The organism is Idiomarina sp. H2 (genome assembly GCF_004364275.1).
GTDB lineage: Bacteria > Pseudomonadota > Gammaproteobacteria > Enterobacterales > Alteromonadaceae > Idiomarina > Idiomarina loihiensis.
The window spans coordinates 1-16,337 of the sequence record NZ_SNZY01000012.1; the positions used below are offsets into that span (position 1 = coordinate 1).

The 16,337-nt window shown below is 47.5% G+C and carries 16 protein-coding genes and 1 pseudogene; 8 read left to right on the forward strand and 9 right to left on the reverse strand.

The window, feature by feature from the left end:
• Positions 1–177, forward strand: a pseudogene (locus tag DET62_RS13340) (IS256 family transposase); the annotation flags it as partial.
• On the opposite strand, the gene DET62_RS13345 reads toward DET62_RS13340, so the two are convergent.
• Positions 172–417 carry a hypothetical protein gene (locus tag DET62_RS13345; protein ID WP_243735042.1) on the reverse strand — a complete coding sequence of 82 codons (246 nt, stop codon included), beginning with the start codon at positions 415–417 and terminating at the stop codon, positions 172–174. The pseudogene DET62_RS13340 and the gene DET62_RS13345 overlap by 6 nt on opposite strands.
• A 4-nt stretch (positions 418–421) precedes the next feature.
• On the reverse strand, positions 422–889 hold the full coding sequence (locus DET62_RS13350; protein ID WP_110014323.1) for a hypothetical protein: 468 nt from the start codon (positions 887–889) through the stop codon (positions 422–424).
• A 49-nt stretch (positions 890–938) separates the two neighbouring features.
• On the opposite strand from DET62_RS13350, the gene DET62_RS13355 reads away from it, so the two are divergent.
• The 3 genes from DET62_RS13355 (at position 939) to DET62_RS13365 (ending at position 3,289) form a co-directional block, all read left to right on the forward strand.
• Complete coding sequence (locus DET62_RS13355; protein ID WP_110014322.1) at positions 939–1,235, forward strand: hypothetical protein; 297 nt, start codon at positions 939–941, stop codon at positions 1,233–1,235.
• Complete coding sequence (gene tnpB / locus DET62_RS13360) at positions 1,232–1,528, forward strand: IS66 family insertion sequence element accessory protein TnpB (protein ID WP_110014321.1); 297 nt, start codon at positions 1,232–1,234, stop codon at positions 1,526–1,528. The genes DET62_RS13355 and tnpB overlap by 4 nt, the downstream gene beginning before the upstream one ends.
• Before the next feature lie 174 nt (positions 1,529–1,702).
• On the forward strand, positions 1,703–3,289 hold the full coding sequence (locus tag DET62_RS13365; protein WP_110014320.1) for an IS66 family transposase: 1,587 nt from the start codon (positions 1,703–1,705) through the stop codon (positions 3,287–3,289).
• A 73-nt stretch (positions 3,290–3,362) separates the two neighbouring features.
• Here DET62_RS13365 and DET62_RS13370 read toward each other — a convergent pair whose 3' ends face one another.
• The 4 genes from DET62_RS13370 to DET62_RS13385 form a co-directional block, all read right to left on the reverse strand.
• The gene (locus tag DET62_RS13370; RefSeq protein WP_110014319.1) at positions 3,363–3,974 is read right to left on the reverse strand and encodes a hypothetical protein; all 612 of its coding nucleotides are present in this window, start codon (positions 3,972–3,974) and stop codon (positions 3,363–3,365) included.
• Between the two features lie 209 nt (positions 3,975–4,183).
• Positions 4,184–4,546 carry a hypothetical protein gene (locus DET62_RS13375; protein WP_076920056.1) on the reverse strand — a complete coding sequence of 121 codons (363 nt, stop codon included), beginning with the start codon at positions 4,544–4,546 and terminating at the stop codon, positions 4,184–4,186.
• 194 nt (positions 4,547–4,740) lie between these two features.
• Positions 4,741–6,123 carry a PhoH family protein gene (locus DET62_RS13380; RefSeq protein WP_110014318.1) on the reverse strand — a complete coding sequence of 461 codons (1,383 nt, stop codon included), beginning with the start codon at positions 6,121–6,123 and terminating at the stop codon, positions 4,741–4,743.
• A gap of 181 nt (positions 6,124–6,304) precedes the next feature.
• The gene (locus DET62_RS13385; protein ID WP_243735041.1) at positions 6,305–7,087 is read right to left on the reverse strand and encodes a PIN domain-containing protein; all 783 of its coding nucleotides are present in this window, start codon (positions 7,085–7,087) and stop codon (positions 6,305–6,307) included.
• 149 nt (positions 7,088–7,236) lie between these two features.
• Between DET62_RS13385 and rapA the strand changes: the two genes are divergently transcribed.
• Genes rapA through DET62_RS13400 form a run of 3 tightly spaced genes read left to right on the forward strand, consistent with a single transcriptional unit; the run spans position 7,237 to position 11,383 of the window.
• A complete protein-coding gene (gene rapA, locus DET62_RS13390) occupies positions 7,237–9,897 on the forward strand; it encodes an RNA polymerase-associated protein RapA (RefSeq protein ID WP_110014317.1) in 2,661 nt (886 codons plus the stop codon).
• On the forward strand, positions 9,897–10,553 hold the full coding sequence (locus tag DET62_RS13395) for a pseudouridine synthase (RefSeq protein ID WP_034822079.1): 657 nt from the start codon (positions 9,897–9,899) through the stop codon (positions 10,551–10,553). Before rapA ends, DET62_RS13395 begins: the two co-directional genes overlap by 1 nt.
• A 44-nt stretch (positions 10,554–10,597) precedes the next feature.
• Positions 10,598–11,383 (forward strand): DUF3530 family protein, encoded by a 786-nt coding sequence (locus DET62_RS13400; RefSeq protein ID WP_110014316.1) that lies wholly within the window; start codon positions 10,598–10,600, stop codon positions 11,381–11,383.
• A gap of 24 nt (positions 11,384–11,407) precedes the next feature.
• Here DET62_RS13400 and djlA read toward each other — a convergent pair whose 3' ends face one another.
• From djlA to DET62_RS13415, 3 genes are read right to left on the reverse strand one after another with little or no spacing between them, the layout of a single operon-like run.
• Positions 11,408–12,238 carry a co-chaperone DjlA gene (gene djlA, locus DET62_RS13405; protein ID WP_034822074.1) on the reverse strand — a complete coding sequence of 277 codons (831 nt, stop codon included), beginning with the start codon at positions 12,236–12,238 and terminating at the stop codon, positions 11,408–11,410.
• A gap of 1 nt (position 12,239) precedes the next feature.
• Complete coding sequence (gene murU, locus DET62_RS13410; protein WP_034822071.1) at positions 12,240–12,917, reverse strand: N-acetylmuramate alpha-1-phosphate uridylyltransferase MurU; 678 nt, start codon at positions 12,915–12,917, stop codon at positions 12,240–12,242.
• The gene (locus tag DET62_RS13415; RefSeq protein WP_034822179.1) at positions 12,914–13,918 is read right to left on the reverse strand and encodes a phosphotransferase; all 1,005 of its coding nucleotides are present in this window, start codon (positions 13,916–13,918) and stop codon (positions 12,914–12,916) included. The genes murU and DET62_RS13415 overlap by 4 nt, the downstream gene beginning before the upstream one ends.
• Positions 13,919–14,055: 137 nt before the next feature.
• On the opposite strand from DET62_RS13415, the gene lptD reads away from it, so the two are divergent.
• Positions 14,056–16,329, forward strand: coding sequence for an LPS assembly protein LptD (lptD, locus tag DET62_RS13420; protein ID WP_034822068.1), 2,274 nt, complete (start codon positions 14,056–14,058; stop codon positions 16,327–16,329).
• The last annotated feature ends 8 nt before the right edge of the window (positions 16,330–16,337 follow it).

The following is a 16,337-nucleotide window of genomic DNA, read 5'->3' on the forward strand; positions in this document are numbered from 1 at the left end:
AAACTGACCAAAACCAAAGGCGGTTTTAGCAATGAGAGTAGCTTGCTTAAGTTGCTGTACGCGGGTATGTTAAAAGCAACTGAGCGCTGGTCGCACCCGGTGCAGAACTGGAATCTGACACTGTCTCAGCTAACCATCCACTTTGAAGGTCGACTGGATGGTCACATAGATTTATGAAAAATTGGCTGACACAGAATATTGAACACTCTCACCGTTGTGAGTGATGACCTCCATCTTGTTATCAACAAATCTTTTGCTAACAATTATGGAGGTAACAATTTGCTCATAGGGACGAAATCTAAATGTTTCATCTTCGATTACCTGACCAGCTAACACATCGCCTAAATAAGCCTTATTAGCGCCCAGACTGCCAAAAACAGAAACAATACTTACATCGACTAAAAATGTTTTTTCCATCAGCTTATACCGCCTCTTTTACCTTGATCGGTCTAAAACCCACGGAAAAGCGAGTACCTTTTAAGGCAAACCAGTCATTGCTAGCATCAGTGTGTGACATTAAGATTTTCTTTTGCTCAATTTGCATATCTGTGAGAACTTCATGATTCGCGTATGAGGTACTGATGCGGTGAGCTTCAAAAACTAGAGACTGTTGTTCAACTTTAATAATGTATTTCTGAAATTCCTTAGTATTTTTGACTAATAGATTTAGCTTAGGCAGCTCTGTATTTATTTTTTTAGCTTTTTCTGTGGGCAGCATAAAACCAAATACAAGGTATCGCTTACGTCGTATGTGATAAAACGCTGGGGTTTCACTACCATTTTGTAATACGTCACCAAAGGCACTTTTCAGGTTGTTCTGAAGCCAATTTTTATGTTTCTCAATTTTGTTTCTTTCGTAAGCGTCACATAAACCACGCCTAGTCAGCACGTTGCAGATAGCCTAATTTATCGCCACGTTCTAACCAACGAGGTGATTTATGAGTCGAGCATACCGCTCTAAAGCGCAGTGGCAGGCGCTAATTGATGAGTTTGAGCAAAGCGGGCTAAGCCGCAAGGCGTTTTGTGAAGCGCAGGGTATTAATCCGGACTACTTTAGTCAGCGCCGCCGTCAGTTGCAGCAGGAAACTGAGGGTACCGGTTTTGCACGAGTGGCGACTGAGTCGCCGGCACCCACAGCGGCCATGCAGGTGCGCGTGGGCGATGCGCAGTTAGTATTGCCGATGTCGGTATCGCCCCGCTGGGTGGCTGAGCTGGTCAAAGCCCTCAGCGTATGAAGATGTTCGTCGAGCCGCCGGCGATTTATCTGTATAAACAGCCGGTCGACTTTCGCAAGAGCATCAATGGCCTCAGCGCCATTGTCGAAGCCGAGATGGACCGCTCGCCGTTCAGCGGTGCCGTGTTTGTGTTCTGCAACCGCCAACGCGATAAAGTCCGGGCGCTTTACTGGGACAAAACCGGTTTTTGCCTTTGGTATAAATGCCTGGAAAAGAATAAGTTTAAGTGGCCGCACAAGGTAAAAGGCGATGTCCTTAATTTAAACGCACAGCAATGGCAGTGGTTGCTCTAAGGCCTCGATATTACCTTGATGAAAGGTCATCAGCCATTGCATTTTAGTGCCACAACCTGATCGAAAACGGCTTATAAGGATCCTGCATAAAAACCGTTTTACGATCACGAATCGGTCTAAGCAAACCCGCTAAAACAGCGGCTTCGACGGTGCTTTTGGGGTATAATAGCCCCCATGAAAACGAGCAATGCAAACACACTCCCGGATGATGTTGAGAGCCTGAAAAAGATGGTGCTCGACATGCAATCTCAGCTGCAAACAGAGCAGGCTGAGAAGTCGCGTTTGCAACATCAACTTGATTACCTGAGAGAGCAGTGGCAACTGTTGGTGCAAAAACGCTTCGGTGCCAGCAGCGAAGGACTGCCCGGTCAGGGTGAGTTGTTTAACGAGCTTGAAGAGGCTCTTGAGCCGACGGTGGAAGAAGTAGCCGCAGAGCAAACCGTTACCTACACCCGTAAAAAACCGCGTCGCCCGCGTATTGATGAATCATTGCCGCGCGAAGAGGTGCTGCACGATATCGCAGACGAAGACAAAATCTGTGACTGTTGTGGTCATGACTTGCATCGTATGGGCGAAGAAATCAGCGAAGAGCTGGAATTTATCCCGGCAACCAGCCGGGTGGTGCGCCATGTACGTCCGAAATACAGCTGCCGCGTGTGCGAAAAGCACGGCACCCAAACCGCTGTCAAAATCGCACCGGTTAAACCGAGCATACTGCCCAAGAGTATCGCAACGCCGAGCTTGCTGGCACAAATCATCAGCGCCAAGTTCCAGTTCGGGTTACCGCTATATCGTCAGGAAGCGATGTTTAAACAATACGGCATCGAGCTGAGTCGCCAGACCATGAGTCGCTGGATGTTGACCGTCAGCGATAAACTGCGACCATTTTATCAGCGCATGCACGACATCCTGCTAAAACAGCCGGCTTTATGGGCTGACGAGACAACGCTCAACGTGCTCGATGTGGATAAATCCAAATGCTACATGTGGGTTTACGGCTGTGGCACCGATAAGCCGAGGCCGGATAAATCACCGAACATCGTGTTGTATGATTATCAGGACGGGCGCGGTGGCGCCCACCCCGCTGCGTTTTTAGCTGACTATTGCGGTCCACTGCAGGTGGACGGCTATCAGGGCTATGAGCAAACCGCTGCCCGGCTGGCCGGTTGCTGGGCGCATGCCCGTCGTAAGTTCATTGAGGCCAAAACCGTACAAGGTAAAGGCAAAAGTGGTAAAGCCGACCAGGCGCTGAGCTTTATCCAGAAATTGTACGGCGTTGAGCAGAAAATCAAAGACGACTGCCCGGCGCAAAAGCAGGAAAAACGTACCGCCTTAGCACAACCTGTGATGGACAAGCTAAAAACCTGGCTCGACAAGTCGGCGCTGCAGGTCAACCCGCAGTCACTGCTCGGCAAAGCCATCCATTACACGCTCAAACAATGGGACAAACTGCAGGTTTACCTGCATGACGGCCACGTTAATATCGATAACAACCGTGCCGAGCGTGCAATAAAACCGTTCGTTATAGGTCGTAAAGCCTGGCTGTTCTCAAACTCACGAGGCGGCGCGCAGGCCAGCGCTATCCTGTACAGCATGGTCGAAACCGCCAAGGCCAACGGCCTGATGCCGGTCGACTATCTCATGATGTTGTTCGAGCAACTGCCGTTGCTCAACGACGGTGATGACATCGACTCACTGCTGCCCTGGAATATCCAGGACGGATTAACCGACAATGTAAAACTGACCCACCTGAACGACTAAGCAACCCGTTCGGGTGGCACCGAAAGCCTCTCAGCGACAATTATCTTGGCCGGTTGTGTGGTTTATGCGACGCTTACTTTCTTTCCGCACCTAAAGTAGCCTTATGGAGATTACTATCTTGTTTAAGTCTTCTTGAAAGATAAGTACTTATATTGTCGTAAGATAATTTGCTAAGCGGATATTTTGTCGCTACTAATCTAAATGGTCTTGTATGAACCAACAAATCAGCATAAAGCACTTCTGTAGGATCAGTCAGTGTACTAAAATAAGGTTTCCAATTTAATTGGAATTCAGCGCCTGTGTTTACAATAAACCGAGACTCATCAAGTAACCCCATTGATTTATAAATCGCTGAGATTATTTGCAATTGTGGCTTTTCTATAAGATTAAGTGACACTATTCTTGCCGACATCACTTCAATTTCTTCATGAAGTTCATCAATCAATTCATCGTCATCAACTTCACAGATAAAAAGATACTTTAAAGTGTCATGTTCAAAAATGGCATGAAGATTATTTTTAGAATATTCCTGATGTAGGGCGTTTTCAGCAGCCGAGAAATTAGCGAAATTATAAACACCTCTCGCGAATAACCCTTCTGCTATTAATTCGGGAATCTCAAGTAACCACGCAAAAAGCTTGGCCTGATATTGAAGTTTAGTATGCAATTGCTCAAGCAAAATCATTTAGTTCTCCAAACAAAATAACGAACAAACAATGGCCTACCAACACATTGCTTTATTTATTGTTCAAATAACCAAATTTTTACGGATGCTCCGCTTCACTGTTCACGTTTTTCAAGGCGAAAAACATGTGTAGGCGTAGGCTGTCCGTTCAGCCTTCATATTATAATATCGCCAAAAAACAAAATGACAACTTACGTATTTGTACAACTTTAGGTAGATATTTTGAGTTTGAACTCTGAAAAGCTAAGCCCAAACAGGGATACGACCATCTCTTCATTTATATTGGAGCCGGGAAATTTTTTTTCAAAATTTCCAATAATGCTATCTAGGTGGCTAGCTAATATTTTTACTAAAAATATTTCCGAGTTTGGTGAGAGTGCAGACAGTGCTATCAATGGGTTGTCAAAGGATTCAGCTTTTATTTTTACTAGTAAATCGCTGTAACTGTCACAGCCATATAGACAAATAGCTGCCCCTTCTTGGGCTTGTCCAAGGGGAATAGTTAATAATTTAGATAATCGTTTTGCCTGCCTTTTTATATTTACTAGCAGGTCTTCTTTATTAAAAGACATCAATACACCAAAAAACGGCAACGCTAGGCCACGCACCTATGTCACTCAGTTTTTATGTGAATATTTAATCTTTTAGTTCAGAGTAAATCCATTTCGTCCTGTTTTCGTGGGAACGGGCTTCTCTGAAAAGCCACGGCAAAAAGCAGTGGCTATTGTCGCAATATTATAAGGAAATGTGAATGGTAGTTTGATGCCTACATATTCTTTTCAGTGAATTCAGCCAAGCTACTACGCTCTACTTCATCAAAGATCAGCACTGATCCTTTTTCATAATGACGATATACATTTACGGCAGCGCTAGCACCAGACGAAGCAGGTGTTACAAACTTATCGTCAATCTGGGCTAGGTTGCCCAATACGATTGTCCGACAATTTTTCCCACCACGGCTTAACATGCCCTTGATTTGCGCTCTAGTCATGTTTTGAGCTTCATCAATGATTAAAACAGCATCGTCTATCGAACGGCCACGAAAATAAGCCATGCTAGTAAATTCTATATTGGCTTTTTCAATAACATGCTCAACTGTTGCATGAATATTTCCTTCATGATTATCATCCGAGTGCATCGAGATAAGTGCATCCGTAATACCTACAAGCAAAGGCATAGATTTCTCAGTTAAATCACCCGGAAGGAATCCGGGATCATCATCCATGAAGTCTCTGGAGCGTACCACCACTATTTTTTTGTACTTTTTCAACTCTAATACTTGATGCAGCGCCGAAGCAACTGCCAAAAAAGTTTTTCCGGAGCCTGCCGGACCAAGTATGATATTTAGATCATAATAAGGGTCTGTTAATTGACTTAAAGCTACCGCTTGACGCTGGTTTTTAGGCAAAATGCCCCATACTTTTTCATGCTTACGCGGCAATAACTTTGTGTAAACTTCAGTATCAGTTACTTCTGAAATCCGCCCGATATGTCCAGCCTCATCATACCAATACATGTTGGGCTGAACTTCATCATTAAAGAGACTTACTGGGAATGTATAAACCTCCCCTGAGACTTTGAAATCTTTATCTGATTCAATTCGATCAAAAAGATCACCTTCAAACGACTGTACTCCTGTATATAACAAATCTATATCTGCGATTTGATTATCAACGGATACATCTTCAGCCATAACACCAACAGTTCGAGCTTTTAGTCGCATATTGATGTCACGGCTAACAATTGTTACGTCTTTATCTAAATCCTTCTGAAGATACAGCGCATAGTTGATTATTCTATTGTCAGCATCACTTCCAATACCGTGCTTTAACTCTTTAGCCATTTCGAGTTGGGTATCAATTCCAATAAACAGTTTTCCTCGTTTAGCTGTTTCAGTAGAAGGCAGTGGAATGCCAGCTTCCATCTCTTCCGCACTATGCCCATTTATTATATCTTCAAGCATTCGAATACAAACACGAGCATCAGCACTTACAGATTTATTGGTTCTTTCTTTTAGGTTATCAAGCTCTTCAAGAACCGTTAGACAGATGTAAATATCATCTTGATATGACAGGATACTTTTTGGATCATGAACCAACGCAGACGTGTCAAGAACACGAGGGTTTCGGTTTTCAACAGAGCTTTTCATGACGCAGCCCTCCAAAAGTTTGCATCGTTGCTTGAATGCGTGTTGTACTCACATCCCAAATAACAAGTACTCTGTAAAGATTGGCTATTGTGGGAATGCTTAAAGTCGTTACAAAAATCCATGTTTAGAGAAATTCTTTTTACTTTTTCTATAGGCCAATAAAAACAAGGGGGTAAAAACTTTAAAATATTTCCAATTCGGGGTTGGGGTGAACCCCCCAGGCTCCATAAGACATCATCCGTTCTACGCTTAAATCCATCAGCGTTACAGTTTCGCTGTCGTATTCTTCCACCCGCGCCGCAAACTTATTGGTTGAATCAATAATGTATTCATTAGCAAAAACCTGAGGCAGCAATTCGCGACTCACCGTGTGGTAAGCATCGCGGCCTTCCTGCTGCGTTTGGACTTCACCCACCTGCGACCAGAAGTCGCCTTCAAACTTATAAAACCCTTTGGTCAGCAAGCGAATGTCGTCAATAAGCTGGTCGGTGCGATAATCATCAACGTACTTCATACCTGCGCCTTTGGCTTTCAGGCGCATATTGATGTCTTTGGTAACCAGCACCACGCCAGCCGGCGAGCGCTCCCGTTGAATTTCCAGTGCCGCCTGAATAATGCGGTGATCGTTCTCTGCCAGCGACAACACTGACTCGGTCTGCTCCAGCTGATAGTCGGGAAAAATGGCCAGGGTTCCGTTCGCCGTATGCTCGCCTTGCACCCTGTTTAACGGAACACCAGCAACAATTTCTTCCGGTGTGGCCTCTTTCAAAACCTCCTCGAGCGAGCGAATGGCGACCCGTGCTTCGCGGCTCACATCTCTATTGCGATCTTTTATATTGTCGAGCTCTTCCAGAACCACCATGGGGATAACCACGTTGTGTTCATCGAAGTTGAGAAAAGCGAGAGGGTCGTGCAGAAGAATGTTGGTATCCAGGATAAAGAACTTGCCAGCGTTTGTTGTCATTAGCGCGTACCTTTGCATGTGATTATTCTTTTCTTACAGCTTAGCCTAAAATTCATGACACAACGGTTACAGAAATAAATTTTTCCTCGGAATTGGCGAGCGAATTAAGTACCATTGCGACCTTGGTAAATGGCGCGCAGGAGTGTGTAGTGAGCGAGTTTAGAGTTGGACAGCGTTACCTTAGTGAAACTGAAACCGAATTAGGGCTAGGCATGATCACCCAGGCCGAAGGTCGTCACTTAACCGTGATGTTCCCCGCAACCGGTGAAGTGCGACTGTACTCAGCTCAGGAAGCCCCTCTGGCCCGTTATCAACTGCAAGTACAGCAACAAGGCAAACACGCCGATGGCTGGAGCTTCACAATTCAGGAACTGACAGAGTCGCAGGGTATTGTGACCTATCATGGTTTACGCGACGACAATCAGGAGTCGGTTGTGGTTCCGGAAACCCAGTTATCTCATCAGGTGGACAGTAACCCCGCGTTAACTCGTTTACTGGCAGGCCAGGCCGACCGCCTGGATATGTATCAGTTGCGCTGCGAAGCCAGTGAACACCTGGCGCATCATCAGGCCAGCGAGGTTGCCGGTTTATTAGGTGTTCGTACCCATTTGCTGCCGCACCAGTTGTATATTGCCAAAACTGTTGCCGACCGTTACCACCCGCGAGTGCTTTTAGCCGATGAAGTGGGCTTAGGAAAAACCATTGAAGCCGGCATGATCATCAAGCGCCGCCTGAATACCGGCCGCTCGCAGCGGGTCTTAATTGTGGTACCGGAATCTTTAATGCATCAGTGGCTGGTTGAGTTACGCCGCCGCTTTGCGCTGAACTTTACTCTGTTTGATGATGAGCGTTGCGAGCAGGCGGAAGCCGACAGTGAAAATCCGTTTTTAACTGAACAGCACATTATTATCAGTAGCCGCTTTATGCACGAGTCGCGCTGGAGTGAGTCATTACTGAAAGCTGAGTTCGACTTATTAGTTATCGATGAAGCACACCATTTACAGCCCGAGGCACCGGAATTTCGTGCGGTTAAAAACCTCTGCGAAGCGGTTCCCGGCTTGTTGCTGTTAACGGCAACCCCGGAGCAAGAAGGTGCCGAAGGCCATTTCCAGCGACTGCAGCTACTGGACCCGGACAGGTTCTCCGACTTTGCCAGTTTCCAGCAAGAGCAAACACAGTATAAAGAATTAGCAGAACAAGCCGAGTCTGTTACTGACCCGGCAGAACTCGATGACCTGCTGGATAAACATGGTACCGGCCGCGTTATGTTCCGTAACCGTAGGGCCGATATTGGCGGTTTTCCTGAACGCCATTTTCATCCGGTAGAACTGGATGAATGCGAACCCGATGAAGACATGCCCTGGTGGATGGAAGATCCGCGCATTGACTGGTTATTGAATCACATTAAACAGAACCGCTCGGAAAAAGCACTGCTGATATGCAAAACGGCAGAGCAAGTACTGGATTTGTCGGAAGCCTTGCGCGTACTGGCGGGGGTACAGGCGGCAACCTTCCATGAAGGTATGACGCTGACCGAACGTGACCGCTCCGCCGCCTTTTTTGCCAGCGAAGAAGACGGCAGCCCTATTCTGCTGTGCTCAGAAATTGGCAGTGAAGGTCGTAACTTTCAGTTTGTTCATCAACTGATTCTGTTCGACTTGCCAACGAACCCTGACCTGCTGGAACAGCGTATTGGCCGCTTAGACCGCATTGGCCAGCAGCAAAATATTGATATTTACCTGCCTTACTGCAAAGGTTCCGCAGAAGCCATATTGCTGCCATGGTACGAGCAGGGTATGAACGCCTTCTCTCAATGTAATGCGATAGGCCGTAAACTGTACGATGCTTTTGGTACGGACATTGAGCAGGCTGTTGCTGAGCAGAAGCCACTCAGTGACGAGTTGCTGGAGCAGACGAAAGAACTGCACAAAACCTGGCTGGAACGGAACCGTGAAGGGCAGGACAAGTTGCAGGCACTAAACGCCTGTCGTCCTGAAACTGCTGAAAAAATCATAGAACAAATTCATAGCGACAGCGATACCGACACTCTGGCCGACTTTATGATTGCCTTCTTTGACCGTTTTGGCGTGACTAACGAAGTGCTGGATGAAGAGCGCTGGTTTATTCGCCCGGGTGAGCATATGCGTGTCGGCAGCCTGCCGGGACTGCCGGATGATGGCATCACCATAACCTTTGACAGGGTGACCGCACTGAACTTTGAAGATACTGACTTTTTAAGTTGGGATCACCCCATGGTGCAGGCTGCGCTTGAACTGCTGACTGCAGATGACTTTGGCAGCACCTGCGTTGCAGAGCTGAAAAACCCGGCTATTCCGGCTGGCAGCTGGTTCCTGGAACTGGACTTTGCCAGCATAGTACCGGCGCCTAAAGCCGCGGCATTGCAGGAGTTCTGCCCATTGCAGAGTTTACGTCTGTTGTTTAATGGTCAGGGTCAGGAGCTGTCCGCTAAAGTGTCACGCGAGCTGCTGGACCAACAATCCAGCTTTATTGATAAAAAGACCGCGCGACAGATATTGCGTCAGTTACGTGACCCGGCGCAAAAGATTATTCAGTCCGGCCAGCAACAGGCTCGTGAGTGGCAGCAAAAGCAGCTGGATGAAGTAAAGCAAAATGCGCTGGCTGCACTGCAACACGAACGCACGCGCTTGCTGGAATTACGACAGAAAAACCCGTCGGTGCGCAGCAGTGAAATAGAGGCGATAAATTGGCGCGAAGAGCAAATTACGGCGGCGCTGGAGAGCCCGCAGTTATCGCTTCAGGCAGTGCGTATCCTGGTGAATAACCATTAATGACGCTGCTCCATTATCAGCCGCCGACAACGCCATTTCTTCAGGTTATCTATGAGGACAGCCAGTTGTTGGTGGTTGATAAGCAAAGCGGGCTGCTCAGTGTTCCGGGCAAGCGACCAGAACATAAAGACTCGGTTTATACCCGCGTACAGCGCGTACACCCAGAAATAAGAGTGGTCCACCGGCTGGATATGGCAACTTCCGGAGTTCTTTTACTGGCAAAAACTAAAGCCGCGCAAAGTCACCTGAACCGGCAGTTTCAGAATCGCACAACCAGTAAAAGGTATATTGCCCGAGTTTGGGGCAAACCACCTTCTCCGCAAGGGGAAATAGAGTTGCCGTTGTCCTGCGACTGGCCGAATCGCCCGCGCCAGCACATGGATTTTTTCACCGGCAAACCCAGCACGACCTTTTATCGTGTAACGGATTTTGATAACGGTTGTAGCCGCCTTGAACTGACACCTCATACCGGACGCTCACATCAGCTCAGAGTTCATATGCAGGCCCTTGGCTGCCCGATACTTGGAGATAAATTCTATGCACACAGCGATGCTTTCGCTGCTGCTGAGCGTTTATTACTGCATGCGGAATACCTTGGCGTAACCCATCCGCAAACCGAACAACCTATAGAGTTTTTCAGCCCCGTTCAGTTTTAGCAATTTGCACTCAAGCTAGCGCCGCTTCAGCCGATACAGGCTGCATGAAGCGCTATCTATTAATTCTGCTGGCGGTTGTTTTCATCAACCCCGCAGTAAGCCAGGACGACCTAGAACGTTATTTGCCGCAAGACCAGCTCCATTGGTTAACCGGAAATGACGGCGAACGCTATTTGGCGTTAAAGAAAGAGTACTTGCAGGCCTTTGAGCGCGGGCAAATGGTGCTTTTACCCGACTGGCACTACCATCCACTGCAGTCTTTTTATATTCGTCCGGTTTATGAAAACGCCCCGGATTTTGGCTGGACAACCTGGGCTTTAACCCCGCCCGACAACGACATACGTACAGACAATTTGCAGACACCTGCTACGACAACGCATTTCCCTGAGGCTGCAGACGAAGAGGTCTTTACGGCACCAGTGAATGCTTTGCAGCAACGCATGACTCTGCTGCTGAACGAAACCCTGGACCGCCCGGGCTTTTCTGTATGGGTAGTAGAAGGAATTACCGCAGACATAGCCCTGCGTTTGCTGGAAAGTGAGCCTTCAATAATGCCCGATGCTATTGTATTGGTTAACGCTTATGTGCCTCAGTTTCAGTATAACCGCACTCTTGCTGAACGCATTAGCCAGTCGCAACTGCCGGTTCTCGATATTCGCAGTGCGGAAGCTAACCGTTGGGTGAGTGAACACTGGGCCTTGCGTAAAAAACTAGCGAATAAATACCAGCACCCAGCGTACCGCCAGCGTCAGCTGGTTAATTCCGGTAACACCGGGCAGCGTGAATTAATCTCTACTATAAAAGGCTGGCTGGAATTTCACGGCTTTTAACCTTTCCAGTTTTAACACCCTTTTTTAACGGACGCCGCGCTTTTCTTTGATCTTCTCATAAGCCGCCTGAATGTCCTGAGCACGTTGCTGAGCCTGCTTCATTACCTCTTCCGGTAACCCCTTAGAAGCCAGCTTGTCCGGATGATGCCGAGCCATTAATTTACGATACGCTTTCTTAATTTCGGCGTTACTGTTTTGAGCTGTTACGCCAAGCACTTCATAAGCGTTATTTATTTCATCCTGGCTGGTGGTTTTTCGCTGTTGCTGATGCTGCTGCCGACGATGCTGATGAAAACGAAAAGCCGCTTTTTCCATCATCAACCACTGGTCCAGCTGAAAACGAGTAAACCCAAGGTGCTTAGCCACGTTAACCAAAACTTCATGCTCTGACTTTTCCAACACACCGTCATTTAACGCAAGACCAATCAGCTGCTCCATAAAAAGCTGCAGAACATCGCGGTTACCGTAAAAGGAGGCACTAAAATCCTTCATGACTTGTTGCAGAGGAAACGTCGGTTCTTTACCTTCGCGAAAGGCTTCCTGTGCTTCGCGGGTCGCGTCCTGATTTAAATTCAAACGACGCATTAGCTCCTGAGCCTGAGAAATATCGCTAGTGGTGACTTTACCTTTTGCCTTAGCAACGTGGCCCATTACTGCGAACAGTGTGTAAATAAAATTAGCGTCCCCGGCGGCTTGCTCTGCCCCATACAAAAAACGCCCCCAGGCGCCTTTTTGGGAAAAGTCCTGAGCCATGCCCCGATCAAACCAGTGACCAATGAGCGCCCCCAGAATAGCACCCGGCCATTTCATAAACGCAAAGCCAGCCAGTGCGCCGACTACCTTTCCCCAAACCATGTTATTTCTCCAGCCGCTGGTTAACTTGATGCAGGCGTTCCGGTGTACCTACGTCTGTCCAAAATCCATCCTGATGGCTTGCTGCCAGTTGCTTCTTATTAATTGCCCTGTCGAAAAAAGGCTTTAATGCCCGTTTCCCCTCAGGGTATGGCGCCAACAGTTCTTTGCGATACAGACCAACACCGGAAAAAGTTTTACGGGCATCATTCTCATTTTCCCCATTAACCAACAATCCATTTTCAATAGCAAAGTCACCATTTGAATGATGAATCGGATTATCCACCATAATTAAATGTCCCAGCAGCCCTTTTTCCAGATCCGTTGGTAAATCCCGGTAATCCCAGTCTGTCCAGATATCACCATTAATAACCCAAAACGGGTCATCTCCGAGCAGTGGCAAGGCTTTAATAATACCCCCTGCAGTCTCAAGTCCACCCTCAGGTTCCGCAGAGAATGAAACCTGCAGACCCCACTGGCTGCCGTCCCCGACAAAATCTTCAATTTGCTCACCATGCCAGGCATGATTAATAACCACTTCATTAACACCTGCGTTTGCCAGCTTTTCCAGGTGATAACCCAACAAGGGTTTTCCCGCTACCGGCAACAAAGGCTTTGGCTGATTATCCGTTAACGGGCGCATTCTACTGCCCCGTCCGGCAGCTAAAATCATCGCTCTCATAGGCTGTCCTTCCAGGCTGGGATAATGCGCTCACGCAACCAGCGGTTGTAATTTGAAAGCTGCGGATAGTTAGCACTTACTCGCTGCAAATACCCGAGGGTTCTGGGCACATCCTGTAAATAGCCGGGCTTATGATCGCGATGCGCCAACCGGGCAAAAATACCTGCCGCTTTGGTGTGCCGCTGCAGCCCCATCCAGTCAAACCAGTGTTGCCATTGTTGTGGTTCAACCTGCGCCGCTAAGCAGTCAGACTCAACCAGATGTTGCCTTAACCCTTCACTCAATTCGTTGACCAATTCCTCTGGCCACTCAATATAGCAGTCGCGTAGTAACGACACCGCGTCATAGGTCACCGGACCCAGCACCGCATCCTGAAAATCGATAATACCAATACGGTCATCGTCCAGCAGCATTAAGTTACGTGAATGAAAGTCCCGATGCACTCCCACCTGCGGTTGCTGCAATGCGTTATCAATCATTTGTTGGCTAAACTGACTCCAAACTTCATCGTCCCCGGTATGCCAGTCTAAGTTCAGGTGATGTTTTAATAACCAGTCCTTAAATAAAGAAAGTTCACGTTCCAACAAAGCGGTATCGAAAGCGGGCAGCTCACCCTGCTCAGTCCGGCGTACCGACATAATGTTAGGCAGCGCGGTAAGTGCCTGCTGGTAGTATTGCCGCGCATTTCGTGGATGCAGTTTACTCAGCAACAGTATCTGACCAAAATCGGATTGCAGCATAAAGCCCTGTTCTAAATCCGCCGCAATAATCTCTGGCACAGTAACGCCGGCTTCAGAATAGGCTTGTGCAACGGCCAAAAAAGGCTTCATTGGTTCTTTTTCGGGAGGACAGTCGACCGCTATCAGGCTTTCCTGGCCATTAGTTGCCCGAAAATAGCGACGGAAACTGGCATCACCGGATACAACTTCTAAAGTTGGTTGTGAAACACCTGTCTGGGCTTCACACCAAGCCTGCAGAGCCACTTCTCGTTTGTCTTCCAAAATATCCTCCACCAAATTTGTCGCCAAGCCTTAAAACTAGCAGTGTACCAAATAGCGAAACAAACAAAATTGCTTTATTATACCCTCGCGCTGCAAAACAGAATAAATGCATTTAACAACAACGACGGAAGATTAAATTGCTGCAACGGTTTATTACTTCGCTAATGCTACTGCCCTTTCCCGGCAGCGCGCTAGCGGCTTTACAAAATCAAGACGCACCACAACACATGACTTGCACCGTGCCTCAGTCTACTGAGAGTACGATTACCGCCGTCCAGTTGCAGGAAACCGATGCAGGAACTATTGGTGTTGAATCGCGTAGCGCCGAAATTCTGGCCAATGAAAAAGCGTATTTTACCGGTAACGTCATCATTCAGCGTAACGGACAGTGGCTTTCAACTTCAAAAGCCACTATCGATCAGCAGCGGGGTGAGATTATCGCCTCAGACGGCATTACTTTTAATGACGGCTATTTAAGCGTTACGGGTGATTCGTTATCGCTAGACTTAAACGATGACGAGGCCAAACTCTACAACAGTGATTACCGACTGCGAAATCATAACGCGCGTGGCCACGCAGAGTTGCTTTCATTGTCCCGGCAGGAAGTTTTATTACAGGACTCAAGCTTCACCACCTGCCCGGGCGAGACTCCGGCCTGGCAATTACGCGCAGAACGTATTCAGATAAATGAAACCAGCGACTTCGGTGAAGCCTGGCACGCCCGATTTGAGTTATTCGACGTACCGGTGCTTTACTTACCGTATTTTAATTTTCCATTGAGTGACGCGCGTAAAACCGGTTTGCTCTACCCCACGTTCGACTCATCATCAAACAGTGGTTTTGAAGTAGAAGTTCCCTACTACTTTAATATTGCTCCCAATATGGATGCGACAATAGCTCCGGTTTATATGTCCGAGCGCGGCACCATGATGAAAGGCGAGTATCGCTATTTATTTGAGCAAAATGCCGGACAATTCAATTTAGAATATTTAGGCAATGACGACACTCGCATCGCAAATAAAAAACGCTACCTTTGGCACGTTCAGCATTCGGCGCAAATAAACCAGGACTTGAGTTTTTACCTGGATGCGACCGAAATTAGTGACGACAACTACCTGAATGACTTTGGTAGTGATTTTGCAGGCCGGGCTGACACTCACTTATATCGCGTAGCCCAGCTTGATTACGACAACGAAAACTGGACCGCACAATTACGTACCGAAGACTACGAGCTTATTGGCGACTACCGCAGCCCCTATCGCACACTGCCGCAGCTTAGTATCGATTACAACACTGGCGACTTCACCGGCTTTAGCGCCAGCTTATACAACGAACTAACCTATTTTCAGAATCAGGATCAGACCCGCGAATACGCGACCCGGGCACATATAGAGCCGAGCATTCAGTACCGTTTTGAGAAGCCTGCTTTTGATACAGAAGCCGAGCTTTCTTATCTTTATACGCGCTATTGGCAGGAAAGCCCGGACAACAAGATTGCTGAGGAAGTTTCACGTGCGCTTCCCCGCGCTCGTGTAAGGGCTCGTTTGCATCTCGAGCGAGCCATTGAACTGGGTGACAGCCAGTACCGTCAAACCCTGTCGCCGCAAATTCAGTATTTGTATGTGCCCTATGAAAACCAACAGAACATCGGCATTTATGATACCTCTTTATTGCAGGACGATTACCACGGGCTGTTCCGTAGCCGCCGTTTTTCGGGGTTGGATCGCATCGCCGAGGCTAACCAGATAACGTACGGTGTCAGCAGCAGCTTATTCACTCAGAATGAACGCGAAGTGCTGCGAGCCAGTATTGGGCAAATTTACAATATTAATGACAGTCGTACGCAACTGTTTGCCAGCGATGAAGAAACCACAACCTCCAGTAACAGTGAGTGGGTTGCCGACATTAACTGGGCTGTTGATGAGAACTGGTCAATACGCAGCTCAATTCAATACGATACGGAACTTAACACCACCCGTAAGAGTCAGACCGCGGTAGAGTTCCGTAAAGATGAATCAAACTTGATACAGGTCAGTCATCGCACCGCAACCAACATTCTGAACAACGATATTGAACAAGTTGGAACGCAGGCAGTTTGGTCAGCAAGTTCGCGCTGGCAAGTCGCATCAAATGTCTTTTACGATCTCACACATGATCGTTTAAATGATGCTATGGTGGGCATTCAATACAGCAGTTGCTGCTGGGCCTTACGGGTTAGCGCGTACAGACGCATAAACCGTGATCTTGAGCCGGCTTTTAGTGCGACTCAGATAAACGGCGAAACTCAATTTGACAATGGCATTAGTATACAATTTATTATCAGCGGTTTAGCTTCTGATAGCAGTGGTCTAATTAACATGCTTGAGAAAAGTACGTACGGTTACCGCCGTCCTTTTTATCTCAGTAACTAGTGGTAGGT

Coding starts and splice junctions, on each gene's coding strand:
- DET62_RS13345 (WP_243735042.1), bottom strand. CDS start 417: ATGGAAAAAACATTTTTAGTCGATGTAAGTATTGTTTCTGTTTTTGGC.
- DET62_RS13355 (WP_110014322.1), top strand. CDS start 939: ATGAGTCGAGCATACCGCTCTAAAGCGCAGTGGCAGGCGCTAATTGAT.
- tnpB (WP_110014321.1), top strand. CDS start 1,232: ATGAAGATGTTCGTCGAGCCGCCGGCGATTTATCTGTATAAACAGCCG.
- DET62_RS13365 (WP_110014320.1), top strand. CDS start 1,703: ATGAAAACGAGCAATGCAAACACACTCCCGGATGATGTTGAGAGCCTG.
- DET62_RS13370 (WP_110014319.1), bottom strand. CDS start 3,974: ATGATTTTGCTTGAGCAATTGCATACTAAACTTCAATATCAGGCCAAG.
- DET62_RS13375 (WP_076920056.1), bottom strand. CDS start 4,546: ATGTCTTTTAATAAAGAAGACCTGCTAGTAAATATAAAAAGGCAGGCA.
- DET62_RS13380 (WP_110014318.1), bottom strand. CDS start 6,123: ATGAAAAGCTCTGTTGAAAACCGAAACCCTCGTGTTCTTGACACGTCT.
- DET62_RS13385 (WP_243735041.1), bottom strand. CDS start 7,087: ATGACAACAAACGCTGGCAAGTTCTTTATCCTGGATACCAACATTCTT.
- DET62_RS13395 (WP_034822079.1), top strand. CDS start 9,897: ATGACGCTGCTCCATTATCAGCCGCCGACAACGCCATTTCTTCAGGTT.
- DET62_RS13400 (WP_110014316.1), top strand. CDS start 10,598: ATGAAGCGCTATCTATTAATTCTGCTGGCGGTTGTTTTCATCAACCCC.
- djlA (WP_034822074.1), bottom strand. CDS start 12,238: ATGGTTTGGGGAAAGGTAGTCGGCGCACTGGCTGGCTTTGCGTTTATG.
- murU (WP_034822071.1), bottom strand. CDS start 12,917: ATGAGAGCGATGATTTTAGCTGCCGGACGGGGCAGTAGAATGCGCCCG.